The sequence below is a fragment of the Bradyrhizobium sp. T-12 genome (genome assembly GCF_058314695.1).
In genome coordinates this window covers 6,169,525-6,184,558 of the sequence record NZ_CM177756.1, presented here as the reverse complement: position 1 = coordinate 6,184,558, position 15,034 = coordinate 6,169,525, and the positions used below count along the sequence as shown (strand labels likewise).

General features: G+C 65.1%; 15 protein-coding genes. 12 read left to right on the top strand and 3 right to left on the bottom strand.

Annotated elements, in window-relative coordinates:
• Positions 1–81: 81 nt before the first annotated feature.
• Positions 82–501: a peptide-methionine (R)-S-oxide reductase MsrB gene (gene msrB / locus AC0WRY_RS29495; protein ID WP_194404255.1), complete on the bottom strand. Its 420-nt coding sequence runs from the start codon at positions 499–501 to the stop codon at positions 82–84.
• Between the two features lie 30 nt (positions 502–531).
• Complete coding sequence (gene msrA / locus AC0WRY_RS29490) at positions 532–1,236, bottom strand: peptide-methionine (S)-S-oxide reductase MsrA (RefSeq protein WP_194404254.1); 705 nt, start codon at positions 1,234–1,236, stop codon at positions 532–534.
• 254 nt (positions 1,237–1,490) lie between these two features.
• On the opposite strand from msrA, the gene AC0WRY_RS29485 reads away from it, so the two are divergent.
• Entirely contained in the window at positions 1,491–3,167 is a 1,677-nt protein-coding gene (locus tag AC0WRY_RS29485; RefSeq protein WP_212067351.1) for a caspase family protein, read from the top strand.
• Positions 3,168–3,177: 10 nt separating this feature from the next.
• On the opposite strand, the gene AC0WRY_RS29480 is transcribed toward AC0WRY_RS29485, so the two are convergent.
• Complete coding sequence (locus AC0WRY_RS29480; RefSeq protein WP_491122125.1) at positions 3,178–4,293, bottom strand: ATP-dependent DNA helicase; 1,116 nt, start codon at positions 4,291–4,293, stop codon at positions 3,178–3,180.
• 404 nt (positions 4,294–4,697) lie between these two features.
• On the opposite strand from AC0WRY_RS29480, the gene AC0WRY_RS29475 reads away from it, so the two are divergent.
• The 11 genes from AC0WRY_RS29475 (at position 4,698) to AC0WRY_RS29425 (ending at position 14,865) form a co-directional block, all read left to right on the top strand.
• Complete coding sequence (locus AC0WRY_RS29475; protein WP_491122124.1) at positions 4,698–5,045, top strand: 4Fe-4S dicluster domain-containing protein; 348 nt, start codon at positions 4,698–4,700, stop codon at positions 5,043–5,045.
• Positions 5,038–5,373: a chaperone NapD gene (locus tag AC0WRY_RS29470; RefSeq protein ID WP_194404250.1), complete on the top strand. Its 336-nt coding sequence runs from the start codon at positions 5,038–5,040 to the stop codon at positions 5,371–5,373. Before AC0WRY_RS29475 ends, AC0WRY_RS29470 begins: the two co-directional genes overlap by 8 nt.
• Before the next feature lie 26 nt (positions 5,374–5,399).
• Positions 5,400–7,949, top strand: a complete 2,550-nt coding sequence (gene napA / locus AC0WRY_RS29465; protein ID WP_491122123.1) for a nitrate reductase catalytic subunit NapA — start codon at positions 5,400–5,402, stop codon at positions 7,947–7,949.
• 19 nt (positions 7,950–7,968) lie between these two features.
• Positions 7,969–8,733: a ferredoxin-type protein NapG gene (gene napG, locus AC0WRY_RS29460; RefSeq protein WP_491122122.1), complete on the top strand. Its 765-nt coding sequence runs from the start codon at positions 7,969–7,971 to the stop codon at positions 8,731–8,733.
• A complete protein-coding gene (gene napH, locus AC0WRY_RS29455; RefSeq protein ID WP_491122121.1) occupies positions 8,730–9,674 on the top strand; it encodes a quinol dehydrogenase ferredoxin subunit NapH in 945 nt (314 codons plus the stop codon). The genes napG and napH overlap by 4 nt, the downstream gene beginning before the upstream one ends.
• Positions 9,671–10,138, top strand: coding sequence for a nitrate reductase cytochrome c-type subunit (locus AC0WRY_RS29450; RefSeq protein ID WP_194404246.1), 468 nt, complete (start codon positions 9,671–9,673; stop codon positions 10,136–10,138). The genes napH and AC0WRY_RS29450 overlap by 4 nt, the downstream gene beginning before the upstream one ends.
• 7 nt (positions 10,139–10,145) lie before the next feature.
• Positions 10,146–10,862, top strand: coding sequence for a NapC/NirT family cytochrome c (locus AC0WRY_RS29445; protein WP_194404245.1), 717 nt, complete (start codon positions 10,146–10,148; stop codon positions 10,860–10,862).
• Positions 10,863–10,867: 5 nt separating this feature from the next.
• Complete coding sequence (locus AC0WRY_RS29440; protein ID WP_285807894.1) at positions 10,868–11,464, top strand: DUF2478 domain-containing protein; 597 nt, start codon at positions 10,868–10,870, stop codon at positions 11,462–11,464.
• A 120-nt stretch (positions 11,465–11,584) separates the two neighbouring features.
• Positions 11,585–12,790: an LLM class flavin-dependent oxidoreductase gene (locus tag AC0WRY_RS29435; protein ID WP_491122120.1), complete on the top strand. Its 1,206-nt coding sequence runs from the start codon at positions 11,585–11,587 to the stop codon at positions 12,788–12,790.
• Positions 12,791–13,016: 226 nt separating this feature from the next.
• Positions 13,017–13,793: a helix-turn-helix transcriptional regulator gene (locus AC0WRY_RS29430; RefSeq protein WP_491122119.1), complete on the top strand. Its 777-nt coding sequence runs from the start codon at positions 13,017–13,019 to the stop codon at positions 13,791–13,793.
• Positions 13,794–13,980: 187 nt separating this feature from the next.
• On the top strand, positions 13,981–14,865 hold the full coding sequence (locus AC0WRY_RS29425; protein ID WP_211416037.1) for an AraC family transcriptional regulator: 885 nt from the start codon (positions 13,981–13,983) through the stop codon (positions 14,863–14,865).
• Positions 14,866–15,034 lie beyond the last annotated feature (169 nt).

Sequence of the window (15,034 nt, the reverse complement as noted above, 5' to 3'; positions counted from 1 at the left end):
GCGATGATCGGCCGCACCGCCAGAGAAGAAAAGCACATCGGGCGGTCGGGTTCCATGAAGGAACCCGACCGTACAGACCGATTATTTCGGCTCCAGCTTCAGCGCCGCCGAGTTGATGCAGTAGCGCAGGCCGGTCGGCCCCGGGCCGTCGGGAAAGACATGGCCGAGATGGCCGCTGCATTTGGAGCAGAGCACCTCGGTGCGGATCATGCCGTGGCTGGCATCCCGCTCCTCGTCGATATGGCTCTCGACGGCAGGCGCGGTGAAACTCGGCCAGCCGCAGCCGGAATCGAACTTGGCGTCTGACTCGAACAGCACATTGCCGCAGCCGGCGCAGACATAGGTGCCGGCGCGGTGATCGTGCTCATATTCGCCCGAGAAGGGGCGCTCGGTCGCCTTCTCGCGCAGCACCGCGTACTGCATCGGCGACAATTCGCGCCGCCACTGCTCCTCGCTCTTGATGACCTTGTCGTCGGTGGTCTTCGTCTTGGTGTCGGGCATGGGTCTCCCGTTCTTGAAGTGATCTTGCGATCAGTTGGTGGCCTTGCTGGCACTCACCAGCGTCGGTTTTTCGATGTAGTTATCCGCGAACAGCTTTTTCAGGTTCTCGACCTTGGGCAGGTCGTTATAGGCGATGTAGGGCTGGTTCGGGTGCAGGGTCAGATAATCCTGGTGGTAGGCCTCCGCCGGGTAGAACGCCTCCAGCGCGCCGACCTTGGTCACGATCGGCTTGCTGAAGACCTTGGCGCCGTTGAGCTGGGCGATATAGGCCTCCGCCACTTTCTTCTGCTCGTCCGAGGTGGTGAAGACGGCCGAGCGATATTGCGGGCCGACGTCGGGGCCCTGGCGGTTGAGCTGGGTCGGGTCGTGCACCACCGAGAAGTAGATCTGGAGGATCTTGCCGTAGGAGATCTTCTTCGGGTCGTACTTGATCTCGACCGATTCGGCATGGCCGGTCCGGCCGCTCGAGACGGTCTGGTAGTCGGCGGTGGCCTTGGTGCCGCCGGCATAGCCGGAGACCGCGTTGACGACGCCCGCGGTGTGCTGGAAGACGCCCTGCACGCCCCAGAAGCAGCCGCCAGCGACCACGGCGGTCTGGATCCCGCTCGCGGGGGCCGCATCCATGGCGGGGGCGGGAATCACGACCGCCTCCTCGGCGGCCCGGGACGGCGCCGCAAAGGTGAGCGAGAGGGCAGTGGTTGCGGCCAGCAGGGAGGCGAGGGCAGGTCGGCGCATGGCGGATCCTCTTTCGGAAGGTCTGACAGTCTAGGACGGTCGGGGCCGGACGAACAGTTGTCCGGCCCCTTTCGCATCATCCGAGGTACGGACGCAGCCGCCGATTGTTACGACGGGACGGACACGACTCCGTGACGTGAGCCGCGCGGGGGGCCAGCGCGACCTTGGCGAGGCCGGGAACTCCGCGTTAGATGAACCCGGGCGATCGATCATCGACTCAAGAAGACTTTGCTGGCTGGAGCAGGCCTGACACCATGCTGCGCGCCGTTTCCCTGACCCTCGTCCTCCTGGCCGCCGGCGTGCCGGGCGCGGCGGCCGACCCGCAGGCCGACGACCTCACCATCTGCCGTGACCGCCAGGCAGAGGCCCAGGCCCGCGCGAGCGCCTGCGAAAATCTGCTGAAGGCCGACAAGGTCAGTGGCAAGGACAAGGCGATCGCGCTCTCCGTGCGCGGCACCACGCAGCTCAACAAGCGCGACTACGACCACGCGATCGAGACCCTGTCCATCGCGCTCGATCTCGATCCGGACTACGTCATCGCCCTCAACCTGCGCGGCCTCGCTTATGAGCGCAAGGGCCAGGACGACCTCGCCATGGCGGACTACAATCTCGCGCTTCAGAAGCGCCCGGCCTATGGCGTTCCCTACAACAACCGCGGCGTCATTCACGCACGCCGCGGCGCGCTGCAAAGCGCGATCGACGATTTCAGCCTGTCGATCAAGTACACGCCGAAATTCCTGCTGGCCTGGACCAACCGCGCCCGCGCGCGGACGCTGCTCAAGGATTTCGACGGCGCGATCGCCGACTTCGCCGAGGCCGAGAAGATCGACCCGGCCGCCCCGCAGATCGCCGGCAACCGCTGCGTCACCTACGGCATGATGAGGCAGTTCGATCAGGCCTTTGCCGACTGCAACCGCCTGATCGAGAAGCAGCCGACGAACGTGTTCGTGATCAACAATCGCGCCGATGTCAGCATGATGAAGGGCGACTTCGATGCCGCCCTGAAGGACTACAACGCGGCCCTCCAGATCAACCCGAACAATGTCCGCGCCCATTCCGGCCGCGGCCAGATCTACGAGCGCCGGAAGGACCTGGCGCAAGCCCGCGCCGACTATCGCGCCGCGGCCTATTCGCTGACGAAGTTCGACGACACCGAAGTTGCGCGCGCCCGCGCCATCGCGCAGGAGCGGCTCGCCGCGCTGACGCCGGGGAGCGCACCCACCGGCCGCCGCGTCGCGCTGGTGATCGGCAACGGCGCCTACAAGAACGTCCATGCTTTGCCCAATCCGCCGCGCGATTCCAGGCTGATCGCGAGCGTGCTGCGCGACGTCGGCTTCCAGACAGTGATGTCCGTCAGTGACCTCACCCGCGACAAGTTCTTCGACGCGTTGAAGGCCTTCGCGGAGGAAGCGGAGAAGGCCGACTGGGCCGTGGTCTATTACGCCGGCCACGGCTTCGAGATCGGCGGGGTGAACTATCTCGTTCCCGTCGACGCCAAGCTCGCCGCCGACAAGGACGCCGAGGCGCAGGCGGTCGCCCTCGAGCAGGTCATCGCCGCGGTCGGCGCCGCGCGAAAGATGCGCTTGGTGGTTCTCGACGCCTGCCGCGACAATCCGTTCGCGCCGACCATGCAGCGCACGCTGTCGCTGAAGCTGGTCGACAAGGGCTTTTCCAACATCGAGCCCGGTGCCGGCTTCATGGTTGTCTACGCCGCCAAGCACGGCGAGACCGCGATGGACGGCGACGGTGCCGCCAACAGCCCGTTCGCTACTGCGCTGGCCCGCGAGATCAAGCAGCCCCGCGTCGAGATCAGAAAGCTGTTCGACATCATCCGCGACGACGTCTGGGCCGCGACCAAGCACGAGCAGCAGCCCTTCACCTACGGCTCGCCGCCGGGACGCGAGGATTTTTACTTCGTGGCGGGGAAATGACGCAGTGGCTTTACACCACGATACTCAATCGTTTCGCCGCCCGCGTGATGCCCGTGTATAGCCACCGCGCCCGCGAATCCTGGAACGCAAAGCTCTCGTCGAACAGCACGACGTCGTCCCATTGCGAGCCCTGCGACTTGTGCACGGTGAGCACGTAGCCGTAGTCGAACTCGTCGTACGGCTTGCGCTGCTCCCAGGCGATCTGCTCGATGCCGCCTTCGAAGCAATCGGCGCGCACCGAGACCTTGGTCACCTTGTGGCCGAAATCCTCGTCCGGCGACAGCCGCATCGAGAGAATGCGGGACTTCGAGCGCGAGGTGTTGCGCGACTTCACCCGCCACAGACCGCCGTTGAACAGGCCCTTCTTGCGGTTGTTGCGCAGGCACACCAGCTTGTCGCCGGCGACCGGAAAGGCGTCCTCGATGTTCTGGCGCTGCCGCACCCGCATGTTGTAGGCGCGGCGGGTGTTGTTGCGGCCGACCAGGACTTGGTCCGCACCCATGACCCGGTCAGGATCGAGCTCCTTGCGCGAGACCACCTCGCTCTCGCCGTAGCGGCCGATGTCGAGCTCGCGGCCTTCGCGGACGTCCATCGACATCCGCACGATCGGATCGTCCTGCGCCTGGCGGTGCACCTCGGTCAGCATCGCATCGGGTTCGGTGTTGGTGAAGAAGCCGCCGCCCTGGATCGGCGGCAGCTGCGCGGGATCGCCCAGCACCAGCAGCGGGCAGTCGAACGACATCAGGTCGCGCCCCAATTCGGCGTCGACCATCGAGCATTCGTCGATCACGATCAGCTTCGCCTTCGAAGCCGGCGCGTCGTCCCACAGCTCGAAGCTCGGCTGCTCCTCGCCGGATTCGCGGGCGCGATAGATCAGCGAGTGGATGGTGGAGGCGTCGTCGCAGCCCTTGTTGCGCATGACGAGGGCGGCCTTGCCGGTGAAGGCGGCGAATCTCACCTCGCCATCGACGCCTTCCGCGATGTGCCGGGCCAGCGTCGTCTTGCCGGTCCCGGCGAAGCCGAACAGACGAAACACCGGCGGCGTGCCGTTACGGCCGGGCTTGGCCTTGAGCCAGTCGCCGACGGCCTTGAGCGCGGCATCTTGATGCGGGGTGAAGCTTGCCATTGTTGTCTTGAGAAAGGGGCGACGCGCGGCGATTCGCCGCTCTCCAAGGTAACCATTCGACCCGTCCTTTCAAGGCGGATGCGGCCCCGGGAATCGAGGCCGGCAGCGCTTCCTGGTCGTGCCTTCTCGGCGCGTGAACCGGCTTCGTCGGCTCAAACATGAAAGCCGGGTAAACGCCTTGATCGATTGGCGCAATTTCACACCGCATTGGACGCGCGGGTTAATCGTTCGTTGCGCGCAATGACGATGCGCTCTTGATCTAGCGCAATGCGATCTGGACAGCACGAACCTATGGTCCGCAGCGGTGACAATGGCGTCGACCGAGGTGTGCCCGATGGGGCGCATTCTCCTGGAAAATTCCTGAACACGGGGCTGCCCGTGGGGATTCGGATATGCCGAGACCAATGTCACGACGCTCGCTGTTTTCTGCCGTTCTGCCGTTCGCATCCGGCCGCGACGCACATGCGCCGCAGCTGGAAGAGACGCGCCCCGAACAGGTGGCGACGGTCTCCAGCGCGAGCGCCTGCGTCGAAAGACATGGCGTGGTCTGTCGCCGTTGCGTCGAAGCCTGTGAGCATTCCGCCATCCGCATTCTCGCGCGCGAGAAGCTGGGCGCGGTGATCGATGCTGCGGCCTGCACCGGCTGCGGCGACTGCATCCCGGTCTGCCCGGTCGAAGCCATCGCGCTCGCGCCGCGGGACCGCATCGCGCTCGTATCCGAACTTGCAAACCTGGTCGTGCACAATGGCTGAAGCCACCAACATCTGCGGCGTTGCCGTCTATCTCGCACCGAATGCGGAGCGCGATCTGACGGACCGAATCCTGGCGCTGCCCGGCGTCGAGCTGGAGGCTGCATCCGGCGAAAGCCGGCTCGCGCTGACCGTGATCGACACGCCGGCCTCGCTGGCGATCGACCAGATCGCCGCCATGCATCGCCTGCCCGGCGTCGTCAGCGCCTCGCTGATCTTTCACGCATTCGATACGGCCGATGACGAGAGCGCCGTCGAGACCGAGCCGTCCGCGTGCTGCGGCGGCACCTGCCAGAATTCCGGCGCGCATGCGCGCGCTTCCGCAATTTGAGATTCGTTGAGCCGGAGAGACCGACGATGGTTACGAAACTGACGAACGGAAATGAAGCCACGGCGACGCGCCGCGATGCGCTGAAGGCAGCTGCAGCGGTTGCTGCCGCCTCGACGATCGGGGTCACGCTGCCGGAAGCGGCGACCGCCCAGCCGGGCAAGACCGACGGCATCCGCTGGGACAAGGGCGTGTGCCGCTTCTGCGGCACCGGCTGCGGCGTGATCGTCGGCACCAAGAGCGGCAAGGTCGTGGCGACGCAGGGCGATCCCGATGCGCCGGTCAATCGCGGCCTCAACTGCATCAAGGGCTACTTCCTGTCCAAGATCATGTACGGCGAGGATCGGCTCACCCAGCCGATGCTGCGCATGAAGAACGGCAAGTTCGACAAGAACGGCGACTTTACCCCGATCTCCTGGGACGCGGCCTTCACGCTCATGGCCGAGAAGTGGAAGACGGCGTTGAAGGCGGGCGGTCCGTCGACCGTCGGAATGTTCGGCTCGGGCCAGTGGACGATCTGGGAAGGCTATGCCGCCGCCAAGCTGTACAAGGCCGGCTTCCGCAGCAACAACCTCGATCCGAACGCGCGTCACTGCATGGCCTCGGCCGTCACCGGCTTCATGCGCACCTTCGGCATCGACGAGCCGATGGGCTGCTATGACGATATCGAGCATGCCGATGCGTTCGTGCTCTGGGGCTCGAACATGGCGGAGATGCACCCGATCCTGTGGTCGCGCCTCACCGACCGCCGGCTGACCCATGAAGGCTGCGAGGTCCACGTGCTCTCGACCTTCGAGCACCGCTCGTTCGAGCTCGCCGACAATCCGCTCGTGTTCACGCCGCAGAGCGACATGGCGATCCTCAACTACATCCAGAACTACATCGTCAATTCCGGCGCGGTGAACAAGGATTTCGTCGAGAAGCACGTCGAGTTCGCATCCACCGTGACCGACATTGGCTACGGGCTGCGTCCGACCCACGCGCTCGAGGTGAAGGCGGTCAACGCCTCGCACAAGGCCGGCAAGGACGGTGCGCTCGATCCGGCCGGCTTCAAGGACAAGATCGGGTTCGAGGAGTACAAGAGGCTGCTTGAGCCCTATACGCTCGACTACGCCCACAAGATGTCGGGCGTTCCGAAGGAGAATCTCGAGCGGCTCGCAAAACTCTACGCCGATCCCAAGAAGAAGGTCATCTCCTACTGGACGATGGGCTTCAACCAGCATGCGCGCGGCACGTGGGTCAATAACATGATCTACAACGTGCACTTGCTGGTCGGTAAGATTTCCGAGCCCGGCAACGGCCCGTTCTCGCTGACCGGCCAGCCATCTGCCTGCGGCACCGCGCGCGAGGTCGGCACCTTCGCGCATCGCCTGCCCGCCGACCTGGTCGTCACCAACCCGAAGCACCGCGAGACGGCCGAGAAGGTGTGGCAGCTTCCCGAGGGCACCATCCCGGGCAACATCGGCTACCACGCCGTGCTGCAGAACCGGATGCTGAAGGACGGCAAGCTGAACGCCTATTGGGTTCAGTGCAACAACAACATGCAGACGGCCCCGAACATGAATGAGGAGGGCTATCCCGGTTATCGCAATCCGGCGGCCTTCGTCGTCGTTTCCGATCCCTATCCGACCGTGACCACGCTGGCCGCGGACCTCATCCTGCCGACGGCGATGTGGATGGAGAAGGAGGGCGCCTATGGCAATGCCGAGCGGCGCACCCAGTTCTGGCGCCAGCAGGTGAAGGCGCCGGGCGAGGCGCGCTCGGATCTCTGGCAGGTGATGGAGTTCTCCAAGTACTTCAAGATCGAGGAGGTCTGGCCGGAGGAATTGATCGCCAAGAAACCGGAAGTGCGCGGCAAGACGCTGTTCGACGTGCTCTATGCCAACAGCGAGGTGAACAAGTTTCCGATCACCGAATGCCAAAAGGGCTTCGAGAATTCGGAGAGTGCTGCATTCGGCTTTTACGTGCAGAAGGGCCTGTTCGAGGAGTACGCGAAGTTCGGCCGCGGCCACGGCCACGATCTCGCGGATTTCGAGCAATATCACCAGGCGCGCGGCCTGCGCTGGCCCGTCGTCAACAACAAGGAGACGCTGTGGCGCTTCCGCGAGGGCTATGATCCCTACGTCAAGCCGGGCGAAGGCGTGTCGTTCTACGGCAAGCCGGACAAGAAGGCGCGTATCATCTTCTGTCCGTTCGAGCCGGCGGCCGAAACGCCCGACAAGGAGTTCGATCTGTGGCTGTGCACCGGCCGCGTGCTGGAGCACTGGCATTCCGGCTCCATGACGCGCCGCGTGCCCGAGCTGCACCGTGCCGTGCCGGCCGCGACGCTGTTCATGCATCCGGATGACGCGGCCGAGCGCAAGCTGCTGCGCGGCCAGCCGGTCAAGATCCAGACGCGCCGCGGCGAAGTGGTCACGCGGGTCGAGACCAAGGGACGCAACAAGCCGCCGCGTGGCCTCGTCTACTTCCCGTTCTTCGACGAAAGCCAGCTCGCAAACCAGCTCACGCTCGATGCGACCTGCCCGATCTCGAAGGAGACCGACTTCAAGAAGTGCGCCTGCCGCGTGACGTCAACCTAAACCCCTCGATGGACGAGCCATGTCGGATTCCAGCTCAGGCATCCCGCGCGATCCGCGCCGCCGCAAGGCGCTGCAGGATATGACGCGTTTCGGCGGCGGCGCAGCCGTCGCCGCGACGATGCTGACGGGATTCGGCGTGTCCTCGCGGGCCAGACCTGCGCAGGCGCTGCGGCCTCCGGGCGCGTTGCCCGAGAAGGATTTCCTGGCGGCCTGCGTCCGTTGCGGCCTTTGCGTCCGCGACTGCCCCTACGACACTCTGAAGCTCGCGGACTGGGCTGACGGTCCCGCATTGGGCACGCCGTTCTTCCAGGCGCGCAACGTCCCTTGCGAGATGTGCGACACCATTCCCTGCGTCAAGGCCTGCCCGACCGGCGCCCTCCAGCATGCGCTGACGGACATCGCCAAGGCCAAGATGGGCGTCGCCCTGATCACGAGCCGCGAGACCTGCCTCAATCTGCAGGGTTTGCGCTGCGACGTCTGCTATCGGGTCTGTCCGGCCATCGACAAGGCGATCACGCTCGAAGTTTCGCACAACGCGCGCACGACCAAGCACGCGATCTTCGAGCCCGTCGTTCACGCCGAATATTGCACCGGTTGCGGCAAGTGCGAGAAGTCCTGCGTGCTGACCGAGTCCGCGATCAAGGTGCTGCCGATCGAGCTCGCCGCGCTGAAGCAGGACGAGCACTACAAGCGCGGCTGGGAAGAGAAGACCAAGGCCGGCGGAGCCCTCGTCGATGCGCCGCTCAAGCTGCCGGTGCGCAGACCCGAGGGAGGCGTGCCATGACGGCGAATGCCAGACCCTATGTCGAAGCGCGCGCGCAGAAAGGGCTTTGGGCCGCCTCGCGGTTTCTCGTGCTGCGCCGGACCAGCCAGCTGGTCTTCCTCGCATTGTTCCTGTCGGGACCGCTTCTCGGCGTCTGGATCGCCAAGGGCACGCTGGCCTCGTCCATGACCCTCGGCACGCTGCCGCTGACCGATCCTTTCGTCTTCCTGCAGTCGCTCGCGGCGCGCCATTGGCCCGAGGGCCTCTCGGTGATCGGCGCGGCCATCGTGCTCGCTGGCTATCTCCTGCTCGGCGGCCGGACCTATTGCTCCTGGGTCTGCCCGATCAATCCGGTGACCGATCTGGCCGGCTGGTTGAGGCGGCGGCTAGGCATCACCTTCACGGCCAAGATCCGCCCGGACCTCAGGCTCTATTTCGTCGGCGCAGTGCTCGCGGCCTCGGCGCTGTCAGGGTCGATCGCCTGGGAGTTGATCAACCCGGTGACGGCGCTGCATCGCGCGCTGGTGTTCGGGCTCTGGTTCGGCGCTGGCGGAACGGCGGCGATCTTCGTGTTCGATCTGCTCGTCGCCAAACACGGCTGGTGCGGTCATCTCTGTCCCGTCGGCGCCTTCTACGGTCAGATCGGCAAGGTCGCGCTGCTGCGCGTTACGGCCGACAACCGTGCGGCCTGCAACGACTGCATGGATTGCTTTGCCGTCTGTCCGGAGCCGCACGTCATCAGCCCCGCGCTCAGGGGCGAGCGCACCGGCGCCACGCCTGTCATCACCGCGGGCGACTGTACGGTCTGCGGCGCCTGTATCGACGTCTGCTCCAAGCAGGTCTTCCATCTCGGTCTGCGCGGCCGCAATGCGGTGCGCCCTGACCCCTCCATGACCGCGCCATCGCCAGCGGCGCGCGTCGTCACTTCCCAGCCGGCCGTCCTTGAAAGGGACCTTCCATGACGTTTGTTCGACTGATTCCGTTGATTGCGGTGGCGGCCGTGACCGTCGCGCTTGCAATTCCGTTCGCGGCGTCGGGCCCGCTTGCGCAAGAAGCCAAGCCGGTCAAGGCGTTGCGCGAGGCCCCGCTGACCGAAATGTCGGCGCCGCCCGACGTGACCAAGCAGTCCGTGCCGGCGAGCGGCTTCGAGCGCGCCTATCGCCAGCAGCCGCCGCTGATCCCTCACAAGGTCGACGGCTACCAGATCACCACGCAGAACAACGCGTGCATGGGCTGCCACGACTGGCCCGGCAATACGCGGGTCAACGCGCCGAAGATCTCGGAGACGCATTACGTCGACCGCCAGGGCGTGCGGCTCGATAAGGTCGCCGGCACGCGCTACTTCTGCCAGCAATGCCACGTGCCGCAGGCCGATGCGAAGCCGCTGGTCGGCAACATCTTCCAGAACGCGACGCAGGCGAAGTGAGGCTGACATGCAGGACTCCAGCACTTCTGCCGCAATAGCCGCCGCACGGCCGGGACGCCTGAAGCGGCTGTGGCGATGGTTCTTCTCGCCGACGGCGCGCTATGCCTGGGGACTGATCGTCGTCGTCGCGTTCGCCGCCGGCGTCCTGTTCTGGGGCGGCTTCAACTGGGCGATGGAGATGACGAACAACGAGCAGTTCTGCATCTCCTGTCACGAGATGAAGGAGAACGTCTATCTCGAATATCGCAACACGGTTCACTATTCGAACCGCACCGGCGTTCGCGCGAGCTGTCCGGATTGCCACGTGCCGAAGGAATGGGGACACAAGGTCGTCCGCAAGATCCAGGCCTCCAACGAGGTGCTGCACAAGATCCTCGGGACCATCGGCACGCCGGAGAAGTTCAACGCGCACCGTATCGACCTTGCCAAGAGCGTGTGGCGCGGCATGAAGACGACGGATTCGCGCGAATGCCGCAACTGCCACAAGTTCGACCACATGGAGTATGCGGTGCAGGAGCCGCGCGCCTCCAAGCTGCACCAGACTGCGTTCGCGCAAGGCAAGACCTGCATCGATTGCCATCAGGGCATCGCGCACAAGCTGCCGCCCAAGGCGCAGGAGGGATATCGCGACATGCTCGACCATATCGACGAGGTCGGCCCCGTGCAGCGCATGATCGACTTCCTGCAGGATGCCGACGTCGCCAAGGCAAAGGCGGCGAGGTGATGGACATGCTCCAGCAATCTCGCGATACGGCGGATAGCGCCGCAAGGCCTTCCGCCGCCATCAGCGTTGCCTTGGTCTATGATTCGGGCCCCGCCGTGAACCGGTGGTTCTCAGGTCTCGTCACCGAGCTCCGCCGCTCCGACAAGAGCCTGGCCGGCCTGATCCAGGAGGATGTGCCCCAGCCCGGTCGCACACGCTGCGACATGGTTCTGCACGAGCTCGCCACCGGCCGGTCGATGTCGATCTCCGAGGACCTCGGCGCGGGCGCGACCTCCTGCCGTCTGTCGACGCCGCGCCTGCTCGAGGCGGCGCAACTTGTCGAGGCCCAGCTCGCCGACGCCGAGATCGTCTTTCTCAACAAGTTCGGCAAAGCCGAGGCGGAAGGCGGGGGCTTGCGCGACCTGATCGCCCATTGCATCGAGTCCGGCAAGAGCCTCGTGATCGGCGTTCCCAGCGGCAACCTCAAGGCCTGGACGGATTTCTGCGGCGAGTATTTCAGGACGGTCGAGGTGACGGCAGAGCCGCACCACGACGCGATCGCGGCGCTTGCAGCTCTGCTCGGTCAGCATCCGCTCGGCAGCGAGCATCTGCAAATGGTCTGAGTCTGCGCGCCGGCCCGCGATCCCTGTTCTTCCACGTCGCGGAATGACGTCGTGGTGGACAGGATCGCCTCGCTCAATACAATGCCCGCAACAACAAGACAGTAGCGGGAGAGCGACGCCATGAAGTTCGGCATCTTCTACGAGCTGCAACTGCCGCGGCCCTGGGTGGCCGGCGACGAGCTCGCCCTCTATCAGAACGCGCTCTCGCAGATGGAGCTCGCCGACAAGCTCGGCTACGACCATGCCTGGGTCGTCGAGCATCACTTCCTCGAGGAATATTCGCACTCGCCCTCGCCCGAATCCTTCCTCGCGGCGGCCAGCCAGCGCACGAAGACCATCCGGCTCGGCCACGGCATCCTCCAGCTCACCACCAACCATCCGGCGCGCGTCGCCGAGCGTGTCGCGGTGCTCGATCTGCTTTCGAACGGCCGCTGCGAGTTCGGCATGGGCGAGAGTGCGTCCATCACCGAGCTGACGCCGTTCGGCCGCGACATGGAGACCAAGAAGGAGGTGTTCGAGGAGGCGGTCGCCGCGATCTTCCCGATGTTCAGGGACGCTGGCAGCGAGCATCACGGCAAGTATTTCGATATCCCCTTGCGCAACGTCGTGCCGAAACCGGTGCAGAAGCCGCATCCGCCGCTGTGGATGGCGTGCTCGCAGCTGCCGACCATCGAGCGTGCCGGCCGTCACGGCTTTGGCGCGCTCGGCTTCCAGTTCGTCAGCGCCGACGCCGCGCACGCCTGGGTGCACGCCTATTACAACGCCATGACCAAGCGGCTGCACAAGCTCGCCGACTACGAGATCAACCCCAACATGGCGCTGGTCTCGTTCTTCATGTGCGCCAAGACCGACGAGGAAGCGCGGGCGCGCGCGGACGGTGCCACCTTCTTCCAGTTCGCGCTGCGCTTCTACGGCGCTTCGCAGAACCGCCAGCGGCCCGCGCCCTACACCGTCAACATGTGGGACGAGTACAACAAGTGGAAGCGCGACAATCCCGAGGCGCAGGAGGCGGCGCTGCGCGGCGGCCTGATCGGCTCGCCCGAAACCATCCGCAAGAAGCTGAAGCGCTTCCAGTCCTCGCATATCGACCAGGTCATCCTGCTCAACCAGGCCGGCAAGAACAGCCACGAGCACATCTGTGAATCGCTCGAGCTGTTCGGCCGCGAGGTGATGCCGGAGTTCCAGAACGATCCGGCGCAAGCCGAGTGGAAGCAGGGCGTGATGAGCGGCGAGATCGAGCTGGAGGAGATCGATACGGAAGCCTTCACCGACCGCTACGGCAAGCTCGCCATCAACGTCGCCCCGGCGAAGGCGGCAGCGGGGTAGGGGGCTGTGCGCCTCCGATGGGCCCCGGCTCAGCAGCGCACCGCCGAAATGGCGCTGCGCTGCGTCCGGGGCACGAGACCGACAGTGGGGCACGTGTCCCGGACGCGCCGCAGCGCGTAGCGCAACCGCGCAGAGCCGGGACCGAGAAGTGGTAGGCGCGTCCGACTTTTAGTCAAATCCCATCACTGCTATCCTCGCGCAAGAGAACGTCTGGCGGAGGAAACCAATGCGGCCCGAAGGGATGGCCTCGAATCTGGCGGCCGGCGACGTCACGCCGACGGTACTCGCCATCGGTCGCCCCGACTTTCCGAACGTCCTCATCGACACGCTGCGCCGCCACGCCGATGTCGGCCATTGCATGGTGTTCGCGCTGGATCGCGCCGGGGCCGCGTCCTGCCTGCTCGATGCCGGCAACATCCCGATCGGCGGCGACCTCGGCGCGGCCTATGCCGGCCAGTTCCACGAATCCGATCCCAATCGCGACGCGCTGTTCGAAGGCGAGGGCGGCGGGCCGATCATGCTGCCGGCATTCGCGCCGCGGATGTATGGCGCGCGCTACCGGAAGATCTTCTTCCACGATTCCGGCATCGTCGACAAATGCGCCACCGCGATCTGGGCCGGCGACACCTGCTTCTACGTCAACTTCTATCGCATCGCGGCCCAGGGCCGCTTCACCGCCGCGCAGCGCGAACGGCTTCAGGCGATTGCACCGGCGGTCGGCGCAAGCGTTGCGCGCCATTTTCAGCAGAAGGCGACGCCCGAACAGTCTCTCGCCACATTGTTCGCGACCCGTGCGCCGCTCGCTTCTCTCACGCCGCGCGAGCAGGAGGTCTGCCGGCGTATCCTCGCGGGTTTCAGCTCCGAGGCGATCTCGCAGGGACTCGGCATCAGCGTGCATTCGACGCTGACCTACCGCAAGCGCGCCTATCAGCGGCTCGGCATTTCCTCGCAGGGCGAGCTGTTTGCGATCGTGCTGCAGATGCTGACGCGCAGCCTGAACTGAGGCACGCCCTCGACGTCGGCGACGTCTGCTTCCGCCTGTCAAAAAAGTATCAGTTGCACCTTCAAATCGTGGTGGCGTGCGGGGGTACCGGTCGTTACTCTCGCCGGGAGAGGAAGCGCTGAGCAAATTCAGCCGATAGGGAACAGGGGCGGTCATTGCAAACCGCACCGGCCTGAAGGGAGCGGATATGGAACCGGACCTGGAAGTTGTCCAGATACGGCGCGGCGAGTCGTTCAAGGCGTGGTCGCACGGCTACCCATTCCACACGGTCCGCTGGCATTTTCATCCCGAATACGAGCTTCATCAGGTCGTGGCGACCAGCGGTCGCTATTTCGTCGGCGACTTCATTGGCGAGTTCGAGCCGGGCAATCTCGTGCTCACCGGTCCCAATCTGCCGCACAATTGGGTGAGCGATCTGCCGGCGGGGGGCACGATTCCGCTGCGCGGGCGCATCCTCCAATTCAGCGAAGAGTTCATCGGTGACATGATGAAGGTCATGCCCGAACTGTCGGGCCTCGGCACGCTGCTGGAATTCTCCCGCCGCGGCGCGCTCTTCACCCGCTCGACCAGCGACAAGCTCGCCCCGCTGATGGAAGAGATCGTGACGGCGAACGGCGTGCGCCGGATCGAGCTGTTCCTGATGATCCTGGGAACGCTCAGCCGCGCCCGAAATTCGCGCCCGCTTTCCAGCCCGAATTATCTGCCCGACCCGTCCGGATACATGTCTGCGGGCATGAACAAGGCGCTCGCGTTCATCCGGCAGAACCTGACGCAGCCTTTCGGTGAAGCCGAGCTCGCGGCCATCGCCGGTCAGTCGCAGAGCGCGTTTTCGCGCTCCTTCCGCCGGCACACCGGCATGTCACTGGTGCAATACGTCAAGCGCCTGCGCATCAATCTCGCCTGCCAGATCCTGATGAGCGACGAGGAGGCGTCCATCACGGACATCTGCTTCGAGGTCGGCTTCAACAATCTCTCCAATTTCAACCGGCAGTTCTTGGCCGAGAAAGGCATGCCGCCTTCGCGCTTCAGGCGATTGCTCGCGCAAAACAGCGATACGGCGCGCGCTGCCTAGGCGGCGAAAAGCAAAGGAGGACGACCAACGGGAAGAAGAACGTGGGCATGTCGATGGCAGCCCGCGACAGGAATCGCTTGTCCAGGAGTTTCGCGCGGCTTCGCAGCGCCAGCACTTGTCTCCGCCGGCAAGGGAAGCAGCGATTGCTCATCGTTAGGGATCAACCACG